The organism is Microbispora sp. H10830, assembly GCF_014161375.1.
Taxonomy (GTDB): domain Bacteria; phylum Actinomycetota; class Actinomycetes; order Streptosporangiales; family Streptosporangiaceae; genus Microbispora; species Microbispora catharanthi.
Map to the genome: position 1 here is coordinate 136,258 of NZ_JABBWX010000009.1, position 16,161 is coordinate 152,418.

Sequence of the window (16,161 nt, forward strand, 5' to 3'; positions counted from 1 at the left end):
GGTCGAGAATGACGTCGAGAGCGAGTGGCCCTTTTCCCGGGTTTTTATGTTTCCGGTCGCAGGTAAAAGCTTGCCGGGACCGGGAGCCGATGGGGCCGCACGCCACCGGGTACACCGACGCCGTGGGCGCCGAGCGGTCCGACACGGAGCCCGGCGGCGCGGCAGCGGCCGACCACGCCGGCGAGCGCGCCCAGCGCCGAGCGCCAGGAATCCGGGGCGGAGGTGTGGTCGCAGTCGTGCAGCAGCAGCGTCGCCCCGCCGCGCAGGCCGGGCTCCAGGGTGCGCAGCACCGAGCCGGGCGTGGCCTGTTCCGTCCAGTCCTCGCCCCAGGCCGTCCACAGCACCGGCCGCAGGCCGTGCCACCGGGCCGCGAGCAGCGCCTCGGCGCTCAGCACGCCGTACGGCGGGCGATACCACGAGGGGCGTGCGCCGGTGACGGCGGCGACGAGGCGCGCGGCCCTGCCCATCTCCGCCGCGACCCTGCCCGGCCGGGTGACCAGGGCGTTGTCGTGCCGCCAGCCGTGCACGGCGACCTCGTGACCGGCCCGCGCGATGCTCCGCCCGACCCCGGGGTGGCGGTCGAGCATCTCGCCGAGGAGGAAGAAGGTCGCCCGGCACCCGAGCCGGTCCAGTTCGTCGAGGAAGAGCGGGGTCGACCGCGGGTCGGGCCCGTCGTCGAAGGTCAGCGCCACGTGCCCGGGATCGCCCTCGCCCGCGAGGGACGGCAGCAGGCGGCGGACCGGAGGCAGCCAGGTGGCCCCCGGCCCGGCATGCACCAGGGCGGCCAGCAGGGCCGGTCCGGCGACGACGAGCGCGTGAGGTCTCATCGCATTCCAGTGTCCGCCACGCCGCCCCCCACCCGGGAAGGAGGGTCATGAGGGACCGGGCTTTGATCGTCAGCGCCTCGATGGGAGCGGGCCACGACGCCGTGGCCGCCGAACTGGCCCGCCGCCTGGCCGCCTCAGGTGCGCGTGCGGAGGTCGTGGACGTGCTCGCCCTGCTGCCGCTGCGACTGGGCGCGCTCCTTCGGTGGTGGTATCGCGGGGTCATGCTGCGGGCGCCGTGGCTGTACGCGCTGGTCTACCGCGTCTTCTTCGTCTCCCGCCGGGCCCCCTCCACCTCGCCGCTGACGGTCGTGGCCGCGGCCGGGCTGGCCCGGGCGGTGCGCCGTGTCCGGCCCTCCCTGGTGGTGCCGGTCTTCCACGTGGCCGCGCAGGCCGCCGGGCACCTGCGGGCGCGGGGGCGGCTCGCCGTGCCGAGCGCGGTCGTGCTGACCGACTTCGCCGTGCACCGCCTCTGGCTGCACCCCGGCAACGACCGCTACCTGTGCCCGGACACGGCCACCGCCCTCGCCGTGACGGCCGCCGTCGGCCGCCCGGCCTTCCGCTGCGCACCGATCGTCCGCCCCGGGTTCGGGGCGCCCGGTGCCCATGTGACGGACGGTGCCGATGTGACCGGCCGTGCCGATGTGACGCGAGGTCGAGGTGCCGATGCGGCGGAGGTCCGGGCCCGCATCGGCCTGCGGGACGGCGACCGGATCGTGCTCGTCTGCGCCGGGTCCTGGGGGGTCGGCCGGGTCGCGGAGACCGCCCGGCTCCTGGCCCGCTCGGGCCGGTACGCGCCCGTCGTGCTGTGCGGGCGCAACGAGCGGCTGCGCCGCCGTCTCGGGCGCCTGCTCGGCCGCGCCGGAGCGGGGGCGGCTCTCGGCTGGCGGGACGACCTGGCGGACCTGCTCGCCTCCGCCTACGCGCTGGTCGACAACGCGGGCGGGCTGACCTGCAGGGAGGCGTTCGCGGCGGGGGTGCCGGTCGTCACCTACCGGCCCATCGCGGGGCACGGCAGGGACGGGGTGCTCGCGATGGCGCGCGCCGGGGTGAGCGTGCACGCGCGCCGCCGCGCGGATCTGCTGCGGGCACTCGACCGGCTCGAACCCGGGCTGCCCGGGCGGGCCGCGCTCACCGCGCGGGCGGCCGCCCTGTTCACATCGGCGCCGGCCGAGTCCCTTCTCCTCCCCGACCTTCTGCTCCCGGGTCACGCCGTGCCCCGGCCATGCGAGCCTGCTCCCTGAGCGGTGCGTATCTCGACAGCAGCACGCTGCCGTACAGGATGAGGGCCATGCCCGTCAGTTCGGGCAGCACCCACGGGCCGGTGCGGATGTCCTCGCCGAACATCGCCACGCCGTACGCCGTGCTCGCCACGGGGTCGGTCACGGTCAGCGCGGGCTGCACGGCGACGAGCGGACCGCTGTGCAGGGCGTTCTGCAGCAGGAACAGGCTGCACAGACCGGCGGCCACCATGGCCCACAGAGACCAGGAGCCGGCGAGCGTCCGCGCGCCCCCCGGCAGCTCCTCCACCGTGCGCTTCATGAGGACGGCGGTGTAGGCGAAGCCGAGGCCGGCGGCGACCCCGAGCAGCACCGCGCGGGCGGGTCCGCCGGTGGCGATCGCGAAGGCCACGCAGCAGGCGAGGAGCCCGGCGGTCACGGCCGCCGAGACCACCCAGGTCAGCAGGCCGGGAAGCCGGTGGCCTGGGGTGGGTGACGCCGCCGCGAGGAACCCGGCCAGGCCGGCAGTCAGCGCGCCGACGGCCAGCCACGTCTGAGGGGTGACGCGAACCCGGAACATCCAGCCCGCCACGAGCATCGTGAACGGCAGTTCCGCGACGAGCAGGGGCTGGACGAGCGCGAGCCCTCCGGACGTCAGGGCGGCCGCCTGCAGCAGGAAGCCCGCGATGAGCGCGCCGATGCCGCCCAGCCAGGCCGGCCGTCGTAAGAGGTCCCAGATCAGGCCGGGCCGGAACGCCTCGTCGGCCGGGGCGCTGCGGGCGGCCTGGCGCTGCAGTACGGACGCGACGGCGTTGGCCGCCGCGGCGAGCACCGCCAGGACAACAGCGATCATGACCCCAGCGCCCCGTCTCCGGCCTTCTCGTTGCGGGGCCTCCGAATGAGGCCCTACCGGTACCCTCCCCGGCCATGCCCGCCGCATGTCGCCTCGGACGCTCGAAAGCATTTATCCGGCAATTGCTGAATAAATACGCGAATATTAATCAAAATCGAGAATGTCGAGATTTCGGGGGGTATGGCGGTCGGCACAAACGCACGCAGCAGGAAAGGCGGAACCAGACATGGTTGGACCCACCGGCCTCGAGCGTCATCCCGACGTCAGTGAACTGCGCCAGACGTACGATCGGGCGGGCTCGACGGCCCCCGCCCAGGTGTTGGAGGGGCTAGCCTTCCTGGCCGGCCTGTATCTGGCCCTCTCGCCGTGGATCGTCGGGTTCTTCGGATTCCGGGGCATGACCGTCAACAACCTGATCACCGGCCTCGTGATCAGCGCCCTCGCTCTAGGGCTCGCGTCCGCGTACGGGCGCACCTACGGCATGGGGTGGCTTCTCCCGCTGCTCGGCGTGTGGGCGATCGTCTCGCCGTTTGTGCTGCGCGCGGGACGTGAGGCCACGGCGACGACCATTTGGAACAACGTCGCGATCGGCATCGTGACCGTGGCGCTGGGAGCCGCCGCACTGGCGATGGCGCAGGTGTTCCGCCGGCACGAGCGGGGCGAGCGAAGCGCGCGCAGGCTCGGCAACTGGTGACGAACCGGCGCCCGGCCCGCCTTGCGGTGGGCCGGGCGCCGCTTCACTCCGCGGGACCGGTCCCGAGGGCGGTCGGCGCCCGGCCGGGGTCGTCCGCGATCGCGCGCAGGCGCGCGAATGAGAGGGTCGAGATGTCGTCGTCCGGTGGTCGGCCCTCCGCCAGGTCGGCGAGTACGTCGCCGACGAGCGCGGCGTACTTTAAGCCCTCGCCGCTGTCGCCGCAGGCCAGCACCGTCGCGCGGCCGACCCTGTCGATGGCGAACCGGCCGTCGGGTGAGTCGTCCAGCTGCACACCTGCTCGTCCACGACCCTCGGCGTCACTCCCGGGAACATGGCCGCGACACGGCGGGTCAGTTCGGCCGTCCGCCCCGGGTCCGGAGTGCTGCGGTCGTCGTCCCCTGGCTTGAGCGGCCGCAGCGGCGCGTCCAGCCCAGGCGTCCGCGGCGACCACCTCTCCCGGGAGCAGGCGTCCGCCGCTCGCCCGGAACCGCTCCGCCTGAGCGGTCAGGTATGCCTCGGCGAGCACCACTCCGGCATCGGCCTGGAACACCGCGTCGCGGCCGTCGCCCGCCAGACCCGGGAAGAACCGGCCGACGTCGGCCGCCTCCCCTCGGTGTAGGGCACGCCCGCCGCGCGCAGCGCGGACGCCAGACGGGCCGGCGACTCCGTGTCCCGCCACAGCAGCCCCCAGCGCAGGTGCAGCGTCGCCGCCGTGACGCGCTCCAGCCGCCGCATGGCGTCCCGGGCACGCAGGGACAGCCGGATCTTCAGCGGGTCCGGAACGGCCAGCCGCCACAACCGCGTCGGCCCACGGGAGGAGGACAGCGCGTTGCCTATCCCGTGGCGCTCCACCAGCGTGACCCGGTGGCCCCGCGCGGACAGCTCGGCTGCGGCGGACAGTCCCCAGGCGCCTGCTGTGACTGCCGTGCACCGCACGTTTCTCGACCCCCGTTCGTCCGGGTGTTCGGCACCGCTGACGAGCATGTCCACGACGCGCGGCGGGTCGCCAGCCTCACTCATGGCCACAAAAAGCGGACAATCGTGACACTGTGTCAACCGGACGATTGGACGATCCGCAGCACAGGAAATGCGTCCACCACCCATGATCGACGAGGGCCGCCGTGCCGTCCTCACGGTATCGGGGTCGATGTGACGGGAACGTTGTGGCCGCCAAGCCGGAGACGAAGGGGTCGGCCGCGTAGATCGTGGTCGTGATAGGAGGCCGTGATGATGGTGCGTTCGCCGGGCCACAGCGACACGTAGTTGTCGCTGTAGAAGACAGGCAAGATCTCGGTGGCACTGTTGCCGGCGGTGAGTTCGGCCCGCACGAAGAAGGCGATGTCCGTCGCGCTCGCGTTGGTCAGGATGATGGTGACCGTCTCTCGGCCACCGTGCCGGGCTCGCGAGGCGGCGGCGCTCAGATGAGAGTTGACGGGCAGCCGGTTCAGGCCGCTGAGATCGGCATACGCGGCCGCGGGTGTTCCTTTGTAGTCGCTTCCGGGGCTGAGCACGTCCGGTGAAGCCGAGTACCAGTACAGATTTCTGCTCACGACGCACCCGTGCACGTCGTGGAGTCGCAGCCTGATGAGATAGGTGGTCGGCAGTCCGGTGAGAGCCGGGATCGTCGTCAACCGTGTGGAGGCGTTCGCCGGGACGTCCAGTGTGACCCTTGTCTCGTACCTTGTGGTCAGATTCGGAACGCCGTAGACGGTGACCGTGGCGGACAGGCCACGTCGTGCCGACAGGGTGGAGTTGGCGACGTACACGTCACGCGTGACGTAGTCGTACATGATGTGCACCGGTTCGTTGGCCTTCTTCGCGCCGAAGTAGCCGCCGCCGGGTTTGAAGTAGTAGTCGTACAGGCTCCATCGCATCGACGGCCATGCGCTGTCGAGCATCCAGAAGACCGTCCCGAAGGTCTTGACGTGCTGATGCGCGTTCCAGGCCTCGAAGAACGATCGGATGGTTTCGTAGGCCTGCAGCTCCGCCTTTCTCGCGTAGCCGGGCGCATCGGTGACCTCGCCGTACCGGCGCATCACAGCAAGGGTGAAGGGGGCGATGCTCGCGAAGGGGCTGCCCGGCCTGCCCGCGTGGTAGTTCCAGACGCTACCGATCGGCCATAGATCTCGGGGTGGGATGAACCGCCGCAGGCTCTCAAGGGGCGGCGGCACCTCGGTTCCGGCCTCGGCGGTCGTGCCGGACGCGCCGCCCGCCCTGGTCTCGTCCCACCAGAGGACGGGCGGCTCCCACTGATAGGGGCCGTCCATCTTGACGCCCGCCTGCGGGTTGGACCAGGTGGCGACATTGTCGAGGGTGGGGTTCGGCCAGTGGAGGTGATGGGCGATCTTCTTGTAGGCCGCCAGATGAGCCGCACTCACGGGCTTGTCGCTGCCGTAGGCCCAGACGAAGGCGCTCGGGTGCGTTCGCAGGGCGCGCATCTGGCTGTTCAGGGAGGCGAGCGCGATGTGCTCCTGCTCGGCGGACCAGCCGCGGTCGTTCTCCCAGGCGCTGCAGCACGCGAAGCCGGCCATGATCAGGATGCCGGAACGGTCCGCCAGGTCGTACAGCTCCTCGTTGCCGAGCGTGCCTTCGAGGCGGATCATGTTCAGCCCCATCTCCTTGGCATACCTGATATGGGTGGCGTTGGTGCGGGTGTCCCACCGCTGGAGCAGGTCCCAGGTGTATCCGCCGCCCCGGAAGAGCAGATTGCGTCCGTTGACTCGGTAGCCGACGAACGAGGTGCCGTTCACGACGGTCCGGTACGCAGTGAACTGCCGGATGCCGAAATGGATGGCTGCGATGTCCGAGAGGGCTGTGCCGGTGTGCGCCGACATGGTGAGCCGATACAGCTCCGGGGAGCCGAACCGATGCGGCCACCAGAGAGCGGGATCGGTGAGGTGCAGCGCTGGGTGCGTCTCGGGCGTGAACGCGATCTCGCGCCGCTCACCGGGCTTCAGCCTAAGGTTCCGGCTGAAGATGACTGCCGGACGGCCCGGCTTGGTGACGCTTCCGCTCACGGTGGCGTCCACTGGCCTGTTCGTGGCGTTGACCGCTTCGACGTAGACGGTCAGGTCCGCGCTGTCCGTTCTCGGCAGCGGCAGCTTCGTCTTCACGTACGGCTCGCGCAACGCGACGGGACCGCTCGTGATGATCGAGGTCTTCCCCCACAGGCCGGCGTTCATGTCGGGGGCCTCGGGGTTCCAGTCGACGGTGCAGAAGGAAAGGTCCGCGCAGTGGTGCCGCGGGGGCGTCACCAGGACGGCCAGTGCGTTGGTTCCGGGCCTAAGCCGGCCGGAGACGTCGTACTCGTGGACGACCATGCTGCCCGCGGCGCCGGGGTCGAGCAGCCTGCCGTTCAGCCAGATCTGCGCCCGGTAGCTGATGCCCTTGAACCGGAGCCATCGCACATGCCTCCCTCCGGCGGCGGCAATGGTGAACTCGCCCCTGAACCACCACCGCCGCCGGGTCAGATCCGGGACGGACCGCAGATTGGTTCCGACATAGATGTCCTTGTAAAGATTGTTCGCCACCAGCGCGGCGAGCACGGTCGACGGCAGTGCGACCGGTTTCCAGCCCGTCGTGTCGTAGCCGGTCCGGGAGACGGCGGCGCCGCCGTCCCGTGTCTCGTCCGCGGGTCTGAGAAACCACCCGGTCGTCAGATCCCGCGAGCCGATGGCCGTCGAGTGCCGGGGAACGACGGCGAAGCCGCAGGCCAGAAGCAGTAGCGTGATCATCATCGTGCCCAGGAGGCGGCCGGCCGCCCACGGCGATCGCCGGTGTGCGTGTGAGGCCGGGCCGGGCGTCAAGCGGGGCCGACCGGCGGCCCGGCCGCTCACGGGCATCGCGGGTCGTACTCCCTGCCCGGCAGGTACCGGTGCCACTCATCCTCGGTTATCCCGGCGGTCCCGGTGCTCTGGCAGATGTAGCTGAGCGCCTGGCCGAGGTCGTCCTCCCACACCTGGACGTCGCCGCGCTGCCCGGCGGTCACGAACATGCTGGGAGTGAGGAACACCACGCCGTACAGTCCCTCTCCCAGGTGCCTGCTGCCGCCGAGAAGCAGCCTGGATCGCGGATGCCTCCTGTCGGCGACGTCCCACAGGTGCAGCAGGCCGACTCCGGCCGTGGTGAGTCTCCGCCCGTCGGGGCTGAAGGCCGCGGCGACGACTTCTTCCGTCTGCTCGGGGAGCGTGGCCAGCGGGCGCGGCCTGAGGGGATCGGTCACGTCCCACAGGCGTGCGGTGCCGTCGGTGGCGGTCGTCGCGAGCGTGCGCCCGTCGGGGCTGAAGGTCACCGCCTGCAGTCTCTGGGTGTGGCCGGAGAGGACGGCGATCCGGACCGGCAGCCGCGGTGTGCCGATGTCGTAGAGGTAGGCGTTGCCGTCGCTCGAGGCGAGGGCAAGGAGCAGCCCGTCCGGGCTGCGCGCCAGGTCGCGTACCGGCGCTGACAAGTTCGGCAGGGTGAGAAGGGGCTGCGGCGACCGGGCGTCGGAGACGTCCCAGAGCTGCACCGTCATGTCCTCGGAGGAGGTGACGAGCGTCCGGTTGTCGGCGCTGAACTCCACCGCCCACGTCTTGAGCACACCGGGCCGGACGACGGCGAGGGCTCTCGAAGCCCGGCTCGGATCGCGGACGTCCCACAGCCGTACGGTTGCGTCGTCGGAGGCGGTCGCCAGCAGATTACCGTCCGGGCTGAAGCGCGCCTTGGTGACGCCTGCTGTGTGACCTGTGCGCACGGAAAGCGGACGCGGATGCCGCGGATCTCGAACGTCGATCAGTTGCACGGTCTTGTCCGCCGACACACTGGCCAGTGTGCCTCTGCCGGGGCTGAGGGCCACCTGATTGACTTCTGATCTGTCGCGCGTGGGCGCCGGCGGCAGCGTGGGAACGAACCCGGGGGCGCCGACGTGCCACAGCCGTACGGTGCGGTCCGTCGATCCGGTGGCTATCGTGCCGTTTTTCGGATCGACGGCGACCGCCTGGCACCCGTTGGTGTGTCCCTGCAGGCTGTAGGTCTGCCGTGGACGGCCCTTACGGGGGACGTCCCAGATGTGGGCGAAATCGTCGTTCGACGCGCCGACCAGAGTGCGGCTGCCGGGGCGGAATGCCAGATCGTGAATGGGGGTCTCGCCGTCGAGCGGCAGGAGGACCGGCGGCTTGGCCAGGTTGTGCGGATCCCATTTCAGCACCTCGCTGGCCTGCCCGCCGACGACCAGCGCGTCGCCGTCAGGGGAGAATGCGACGGCTTCCAGCGGTTTCGCGCGCCTCTGCGACTCCCACAACAGCCATGGCGACCCGGGATCGGCGATGTCCCACAGGCGGACGGTGCGGTCGAAGGATGCGGTCGCGAGCCACCTGCCGTCCGGGCTGAACGCGACGTCCCGCACCTCGCCCGCATGGCCATGCAGAACCCCGGCGAGCCGGGGACGCCGCGGGTCGCGCACCTCCCACAGCGTCGCAGTCCCGTCCGCCGAGGACACCGCGAGCAGGCGTCCCCGCGGGCTGAAGGCGATCTCGTTCAACGGCCGGGCACTTGCGCGGAACGAGGAGACCAGGCGAGGGTGGCGTGGATCGGCCGAGTTCCAGAGCGTGACCATGCCGTCGCGGGACGACGCGGCAAGCGTCCCGCCGTCGGCGCTGAACGCGGCGGCGCGCATCTCGTCGCGGCCCACATGCCGGAACACCTGCCTCGCGCGCCCTTCGCCTGTCGCCCACAGGCGAAGGGTGTGATCCACCGAGACGGAGGCGAGGGTACGGCCGTCGGGAGTGAAGGCGACGTCGAGCACCGATCCCGTGTGGCCGTGGAGCCTGCCGCTGATCGGCCAGCGCCTTGAGCCGACGACGGCGCCGCGGGTCTCGGGCAGGTCGGCTATGTGGTACGCCGCGAGGGAGAGGTAGGCGGCGAGGCTCCGGTCCTTCGCTTTCTGCGCCGTGTCCACCAACTGGCGGGCGACCGCCTCGTTGCGCTGCCGCTCCGCCTCGGTCTGCTTGACCACAGCGAGAACGCCTGTCGAGACCGCCGCCAGGAGCAGGGCCGTGAGCGTGGCGATCACCGCGGCCGCCGTACGCCTGCGCCTACGGCCGCGGCGCGCCGACGCAGCGAGAAAATTCTGTTCCAGGCCGGTCAGCTCCGTGTCCGGAGCGTCGCATACGGCGGTCTGAGCCGCGGCGAGACGGCTGTCGGGGTAGAGGTAGGCGGGGTCGCGTCCGTGTTCGTCCCACGCTTCGGCGTCCGCCACCAGGTGCTGGCGGACGAGCAGGCTCGCCCGGTCGGCGTCGATCCACGAACGAAGGCGCGGCCAGGCGTGAATGAGGGTCTCGTGGGTGAGCTCGGCGCTGTCCTCGCTCACGGTGACGAGACGGGCGTGGACGAAGGCGCCGAGCACGTCGCGCGCGACCGGCTCCTGACTGGCGAGCAGATTGCGCAGGGCGACGCGCTGCCGGGTGTCGTCGGTCCTGTCATCGAGGTGGACCAGCCGTAACAGCAACTGATGAGCGACCGTTTGCGCGTCCGGTCCCAGACGACTCAGGGTCTCGTCGGCGCTCAGGGACAGGGATCGGGAGATGCCGCCGGACGCCCGGTAGGCGGCCATGGTGAGGAGACGGCCGCTGCGGCGCTGCCAGGTGGACAGCAGGGCATGGGAGAGCAGGGGCAGCACGCCCGCAAGTCCCGGCCCGGACACGTCGTCCGCCCTCAGATCCTCCAGCAGCAGGTCGGCCAGACCTTCCTCCAACACCAGCCCGTAGCGTTCCGCCGGCCTCTCGATGACCTCGCGGAGCTGAGCCTTGGTCATCGGGCCGACGATCTCAGGGTGTTTGAGCGCCTCAAGTAGTTCGGGATAGGCGGCGCAGTAACCGAAGAAGTCGGCCCGGATGCCTATCACGACCGTCGCGGGCGGCTCTTCCCGCCGGTCGCCAGGGCGGCAGGCGTCGGTGAGAGCCTCGACGAAGATGCGCCGCTGGGTCTCGTCCCCGCAGATGGTGAACAGCTCCTCGAACTGGTCGGCCAGGATGAGCGGCGGACTGGGACAGCCCTGCAGGGCGCGGCGCAGCGCGAATGGATCGGCTTCCAGTTTTGTCCTGAAGTCGTCCGGATCGCCGTCGGTCAGCGCGGTGACCCGCCGGGATAGCTCCCGCAACGGGTCGGCTCCCGGAGTGAAGATCGAACAGCAGAGGTCGCCGGACGCGCGCCGTAGGGCGGGAATCACGCCTGCCTGCAGCACCGACGACTTGCCCGAGCCGGACGGACCGGTAACCAGCAGCGGGCCGCCTCTGCGGCGCCGTGCCTCCACCCGCCGTACGAGCGTCCGCGTCAGCTCTTCACGGCCGAAGAAGACGTCCTCGTCCTGGGGACCGAACACGGCCAGGCCCCGGTAGGGACTCTCCTCCTCGTCGGGTGACAGCTCCGGAGCCCCTGGCGCGGCGGGCGTACGATAGGCGGCATTCGCCAGGAATGGGGAACGGTCTCCGAGGTCGGTCGCCTGCCGACGCGGCCGGGGAAATCCCTTCTCCGCGAGAGCGTGGACCAGGCTCCGGTAGACGTGGTCGAGCGTGAGGAGCGGCGGACCGGCCGGATCACCCTCGTCCACCAACCGAATCAGTTCTCCGCTGAACGCGGTGTACCGCTCGCCGGGTAACGCCCATGAGGACTCGTCTCTACTGGAGGAGGTGAGCAGGTAGGCCCCCGACCAGGCCGTGTCGAACACCGCGCTCACGGAGTCATGCGCGACGCCGTGCGCGCGACCGGCGAAGCAGCAGTCAAGCACGATGACGACGAGTTCGGCCCGGCACTGGGAGAGCACCTCATGGACGACGGCGAAGGGCAACGCCTGGTACGCGGGGACGCCCCGGGTGAGGTCAGCCGTGGCCCGAGTGGCCAGGTGCAGCTCGTTGCGCGGGCTGACCAGCCCGTGACCGACGTAATGGAACATCACGACCGATGTGGCTTCGGCCGCCGTGCGCACCAGGGCGTCGCTGAGCGCCCGGGGATCGGGCGGATCGACCACGCGCGTGAGCGCGGCCGGGTCGAGCCCGGCCCGCTTGATCAGGCGATCGCCCAGATCGCGGACAGTGGCCGGTACGGCGGGTATCCCCGGCAATCGTGATGGAGGGTCATGAACGCCGGTCCCCGCGAGGAGCACTCTCGCTCCGGGCGCGGAGAGCATGAGAGGGAAAGCGGGGGGTTGGGGGCTCGTGCCGGTGGCACAGGGCCGATCATCCACCATGCGGCGCCTCCAGGTTCGCGGCGACCCGTCTCGTCAGGTCGACGACCCCATCGGAGTCGAGGTTCTTCACCCCCTTCGCGCTGACCTCGATCTCCTGCCCGCCGCGGTTGAGCCTGATGCTCACCTCACCTGAACGGGTGTGGAGCCATGCGACGACGGCCGAGGCCACGGCGACGATCGCCTTTCCGCCGGCGAGCACGATCTCCAGCGCCGCCACGGGCGCTCCCATCGTCCCGGGTGCCGGCTCCTGCTCGGCCACCTGTACACGGCCGCGTAGGTCGGGCTCTTCCGCCAGCCAGGCGTACAGCTCCCGGAGTTGGTCCGGATTCCCGGACTGTATGAGGAGCGGCGCGTTGTCTTCCACGAAATCCACGCTAGGAAGACCCGGGTCTCGCGGGAGCATTGCCAGAGTTCACATCTGTTCAGAGTCCTCCAGGAGAGCGTCAACGGAAACGCTCAGGGCGCGGACACGCGTTCGTGAATAGCCGGCGCGGTTCAGTCCCGGGAAAGAAACCAGTGCCGTTCCTTTTCCAACCGCGGCATTTGTGACGGCGGGCGGCGGGATCACCCCAGGGCCAGCGCGGTGCGGATCAGGTGAATGTGGGTGAACGCCTGGGGAAAGTTGCCGACCTGGCGGCCGGACCGGGTGTCGTACTCCTCCGCGAGCAGGCCGACGTCGTTGGACAAGCCGATGAGGTGCTCGAACAGTTCGACGGCGTCGTCGTGGCGACCGATCAGGGCGCGTGCCTCAGCGAGCCAGAAGCTGCAGGCGAGGAAGGCGCCCTCGCCGCCTTGCAGGTTGTCGATCGGGTTCTGCTCGGCGACGGGGTAGCGCAGGACGAGGCCGTCGACCATGAGCTCGCGTTCGACGGCCTCTACGGTCCCGATCACCCGGGGGTCGTCGGGGGGCAGGAAACCGAGGATCGGGATCTGCAGGAGGGCGGCGTCGAGTTCGCGGGAGCCGTAGGACTGGGTGAAGGTGTTGCGTTCGGGGTCGTAGCCCTTGTCGCAGACCTCGGCGTGGATGCGGTCGCGCAGGGCACGCCAGCGCTCGACCTCGCCGTGCTGGCCGAGCTCCTCGATGATGCGGACCATGCGGTCGGCCGCGACCCAGGCCATGACCTTGGAGTAGACGAAGTGCCGGCGAGAGCCGCGTACCTCCCAGAGCCCTTCGTCGGGCTGGGTCCAGTGGCTCTCGAAGAACTCCATGATTTCGGTGACCATGGCCCACGCCCGACCGTCGGGCGTTATCCCCTGCTTGCGCGCATGGTAAAGCGTGTCGACGACCTCACCGTAGATGTCGAGCTGCAGCTGATCGGTGGCGTCGTTGCCGATGCGGACCGGCCGCGACCCCTCGTATCCGCACAGCCACTTGAGCGTCATCTCCGGCACCCGGCGTTCGCCGGCCACGCCGTACAGGACCTGCATATCCTCGGGGCGGCCGGCGATGGCGCGCAGCAGCCAGGTCTGCCAGGCGTCGGCCTCCTCGACGTATCCGGCCCGCAGGAGCGCGTCGAGTGTCATCGCCGCATCGCGCAGCCAGCAGTAGCGGTAGTCCCAGTTGCGTTCGCCGCCGATGTGCTCGGGTAGCGAGGTCGTGGGCGCCGCGACGATGCCACCGGTCGGCTTGTACGTCAGCGCCTTGAGGGTGACCAGCGAACGGACCACGGCGTCGCGCCAGCGCCCGCGATACTGGCACCGGGAGGACCACTCCTCCCACATCAGCCTGGTCTGCTCAAGCTGGTCCAGAGCGTCGATGTGCTCCGGTTCCCCCTCATGAGAGGGGCGCCAGGTGAGCACGATCGGCACCTGCCTTCCGGCGGTGACCGTGAATGTCGCCGTATGCCGGTAGTCGCCGCCCTGGAAGGGAACGTCTGTGTGCGTATGGATCCAGACGGCGTCCGGGCCGCCGATGGCGAGCGGGTGGCCGCCCTCCCTGCGCACCCACGGGACCAAGTGACCGTAGTCGAAGCGGATGCGGATCTCCGTCGTCATCTCGACGGTTCCCGAGACGCCCTCGACCACTCGTACTAGATCGGGATTGGCGTGCCGTGGTGGCATGAAATCGAGAACTCTGGCCGTTCCCGTTGGTGTCTCCCAGATCGTCTCCAGGATGAGCGTGTTTCCGACATACGATCGGCGGGAGGCCATGTGCTGTCCCACGGCGGCCAGGCGCCAAAAACCGTTGGACTCGTCGCCCAGCAGACGGGCGAAGCAGGCGGGAGAGTCGAAGCGGGGCAGGCAGAGCCAGTCTATCGAACCGTCCCGTCCGACGAGGGCCGCCGACTGCATGTCCCCTACTAGGGCATAGTCTTCGATCCGCATGTCCGCCAGGTTAAGCAGTGCGGCATTGTCAAAGCACCGAGCAGCTTGTAAAGCCTTTTCATACAGTCAGCCCACCCCCCTGCACCGGGCGTCGGTTGTGCGGCTGAAAGAAATTCTCGTGGTCCCGGAAAGGCGATGGAGATCGGTGTGCCGGAACCGGGTATTCGCAAGAAACCAAGGGTAATTTCGTTGTCGAGCCGGGAGGGGGCTCAGCGGAGGGTGACGCTGAGGCGGGCCGAGGCGTCCCTGAGGTAGTCGACGAACGCGCGCAGCGCGGGATTGGGATTGGTCGGGCGCAGGGCGGCGCCCACCCGCCGGTAGAGCTTGGGTCCCTCCACCTGGCACACCTGGATGCCCGCCGCGCCCTGCACGCCGAGGCTCGGCACCAGGGCCACACCGAGCCCGGCCCGGACCAGGCCGAGCGTCACCTCGTAGTGGTCGCTGCGGCAGCGGATGGTGGGCGTGATCCCTTCCAGGGCGCCGGCCCGCTCCAGCACCGACACCGGGGTCTCGGTGCCGAACGTGGTGATCCACGGCTCGTCGGCCAGGTCGGTCAGCCGCACACGGGGCCGGTGTCCCGCGGGATGGCCGAGCGGCATGACGAGGAGCTGCGGTTCGTCGAACAGGTGGACGACCTCGACGCCCTTCGGCGCCTTCCAGGGATCCAGCGCGTGCTCGAACACGACCAGCACGTCCAGCTCGCCGCGTTCCACGTCGGGCAGCAGCTCGTGCGGCTGCCCGAGCACCAGATCGAGCTCGACGCCCGGGTGGCGCGCGGTGAAGGACGACAACGCCATCGGCAGCAGGCGGTAGCCGGCCGAGGCGAAGAACCCGATGCGCAGCTGCCCGGCGTCCGCCCGCGCCTGGGCGAGCAGGTCCTTCTCGGCGGATTCGATGAGGTCGAGCACCTCCTGGGCCCGCCCGGCCAGGCGGCGGCCCGCCGCGGTCAGCCGCAGGCTGTGCGCGGCCCGCTCCACCAGCCCGACCCCCGCCTCCTCCTCCAGCCGGGCGAGCTGGTGGGAGACGGCGGAGGGCGACAGCCGCAGGGATTTGGCGGCTCCGGCGATGCTCCCGGTCCTGAAGACCTCCAGGAGCACCTTGAGGCGGTGGCTGCTGAGCATTCCCCCAGTATCGGCGACCTGGCATCGGACCTGGTCATATGTGATCAGAGGTGCGGGTCGCCCGGGGGCCCGCGGTTCGAGACCGAGTTGGCGCCCGGCACCGTCAGGCTGCCAAACATCGGCGCCTCGGGGGCGGCCCACGGGTCGCCGGACAGCGACTCGCGGATGGTCTGGGTGGCCCTCGCGTTGCTCCACGAGTGGGTGCACCACGCCGTGTCGACGGCCGAGTCTCGGACGGTGCACGATCCGCCGCCGGAATACCGCCGCTTTCTCGGGAATTCCACCTCCGCGCCGGAGCGCCCTCTGGCACACTGGTGCCCACTCAAGCGTTCGAAGCGTGGAGCGAGCGCCTGAGGAAGCGCACCTGATTTACCGCCCCCTTTCCCCGGGGCGGGGCTCAGGGAAGGGACCGTCTCTCCTGGTGAGACAGCGCTGAGAACCACCACACATAATTGAATACAAACCGAGCGTCTATACGGCTGGACCTAGTGGGTTACCAGGAAACCCACGTGCTAGGGACATCCGCATGGGCGCTTTTCTGTTGCCCCAGGGAAGGAGTGAAATCGCCCATGACCGACGAAGACGGTCCACCGTCGGACGGCGGTGTTGCCGAGGAAACGGGCCGGACGGTCCGGGCTGCTATCGAGAGCTGGCCCAAGACCGCCCGGCTCGGCGCGGTGTGCCTGTTCGCAGCAGGCGCCTGCGCCGTGTTCTACCTGGTGACTCACTCCTCGCAGGAGGAGCCGCCGCAGTGCCGCGTGGTCGTCGTCCACGAACCTGGCAAGGTTGGAGGTGAGCTGACGATTTAGCGACCCGAAGAACTCTACGCCCCGATTAGGAGGACGGCCCCTGCTTTGCGGGAGCAGGGGCCCCTTCCCCGGTGTCCTTGCTCTGACTGCCGTC

The 16,161-nt window shown here is 70.2% G+C and carries 12 protein-coding genes; 3 read left to right on the plus strand and 9 right to left on the minus strand.

Annotation, left to right across the window (positions count from 1 at the left end):
• Positions 1-44: 44 nt before the first annotated feature.
• Positions 45-827 (minus strand): polysaccharide deacetylase family protein, encoded by a 783-nt coding sequence (locus HHX35_RS23095; RefSeq protein WP_182900837.1) that lies wholly within the window; start codon positions 825-827, stop codon positions 45-47.
• Between the two features lie 47 nt (positions 828-874).
• Between HHX35_RS23095 and HHX35_RS23100 the strand changes: the two genes are divergently transcribed.
• Positions 875-2,068: an MGDG synthase family glycosyltransferase gene (locus tag HHX35_RS23100; protein WP_182900838.1), complete on the plus strand. Its 1,194-nt coding sequence runs from the start codon at positions 875-877 to the stop codon at positions 2,066-2,068.
• Here the strand turns inward: HHX35_RS23100 and HHX35_RS23105 are convergent.
• Positions 1,980-2,897: a DMT family transporter gene (locus HHX35_RS23105; protein WP_182900839.1), complete on the minus strand. Its 918-nt coding sequence runs from the start codon at positions 2,895-2,897 to the stop codon at positions 1,980-1,982. The genes HHX35_RS23100 and HHX35_RS23105 overlap by 89 nt on opposite strands.
• A 226-nt stretch (positions 2,898-3,123) precedes the next feature.
• On the opposite strand from HHX35_RS23105, the gene HHX35_RS23110 reads away from it, so the two are divergent.
• The gene (locus tag HHX35_RS23110; RefSeq protein WP_139572398.1) at positions 3,124-3,591 is read left to right on the plus strand and encodes an SPW repeat protein; all 468 of its coding nucleotides are present in this window, start codon (positions 3,124-3,126) and stop codon (positions 3,589-3,591) included.
• Between the two features lie 43 nt (positions 3,592-3,634).
• On the opposite strand, the gene HHX35_RS23115 is transcribed toward HHX35_RS23110, so the two are convergent.
• From HHX35_RS23115 to HHX35_RS23145, 7 genes are all read right to left on the minus strand, one after another.
• Complete coding sequence (locus tag HHX35_RS23115; RefSeq protein ID WP_182900840.1) at positions 3,635-3,883, minus strand: hypothetical protein; 249 nt, start codon at positions 3,881-3,883, stop codon at positions 3,635-3,637.
• A gap of 212 nt (positions 3,884-4,095) precedes the next feature.
• On the minus strand, positions 4,096-4,611 hold the full coding sequence (locus HHX35_RS23120; RefSeq protein WP_182900841.1) for an FAD-dependent oxidoreductase: 516 nt from the start codon (positions 4,609-4,611) through the stop codon (positions 4,096-4,098).
• Between the two features lie 110 nt (positions 4,612-4,721).
• A complete protein-coding gene (locus HHX35_RS23125; RefSeq protein WP_182900842.1) occupies positions 4,722-7,328 on the minus strand; it encodes a glycosyl hydrolase 2 galactose-binding domain-containing protein in 2,607 nt (868 codons plus the stop codon).
• 95 nt (positions 7,329-7,423) lie between these two features.
• The gene (locus HHX35_RS23130) at positions 7,424-11,686 is read right to left on the minus strand and encodes a caspase, EACC1-associated type (RefSeq protein WP_182900843.1); all 4,263 of its coding nucleotides are present in this window, start codon (positions 11,684-11,686) and stop codon (positions 7,424-7,426) included.
• A gap of 115 nt (positions 11,687-11,801) precedes the next feature.
• A complete protein-coding gene (locus HHX35_RS23135) occupies positions 11,802-12,176 on the minus strand; it encodes an effector-associated constant component EACC1 (protein ID WP_182900844.1) in 375 nt (124 codons plus the stop codon).
• 200 nt (positions 12,177-12,376) lie between these two features.
• Positions 12,377-14,137, minus strand: a complete 1,761-nt coding sequence (locus HHX35_RS23140) for a glycoside hydrolase family 15 protein (protein ID WP_182900845.1) — start codon at positions 14,135-14,137, stop codon at positions 12,377-12,379.
• A gap of 209 nt (positions 14,138-14,346) precedes the next feature.
• Positions 14,347-15,258 carry a LysR family transcriptional regulator gene (locus HHX35_RS23145; RefSeq protein WP_182900846.1) on the minus strand — a complete coding sequence of 304 codons (912 nt, stop codon included), beginning with the start codon at positions 15,256-15,258 and terminating at the stop codon, positions 14,347-14,349.
• A gap of 569 nt (positions 15,259-15,827) precedes the next feature.
• Between HHX35_RS23145 and HHX35_RS23150 the strand changes: the two genes are divergently transcribed.
• Entirely contained in the window at positions 15,828-16,067 is a 240-nt protein-coding gene (locus HHX35_RS23150) for a hypothetical protein (protein WP_182900847.1), read from the plus strand.
• Positions 16,068-16,161: the final 94 nt, after the last annotated feature.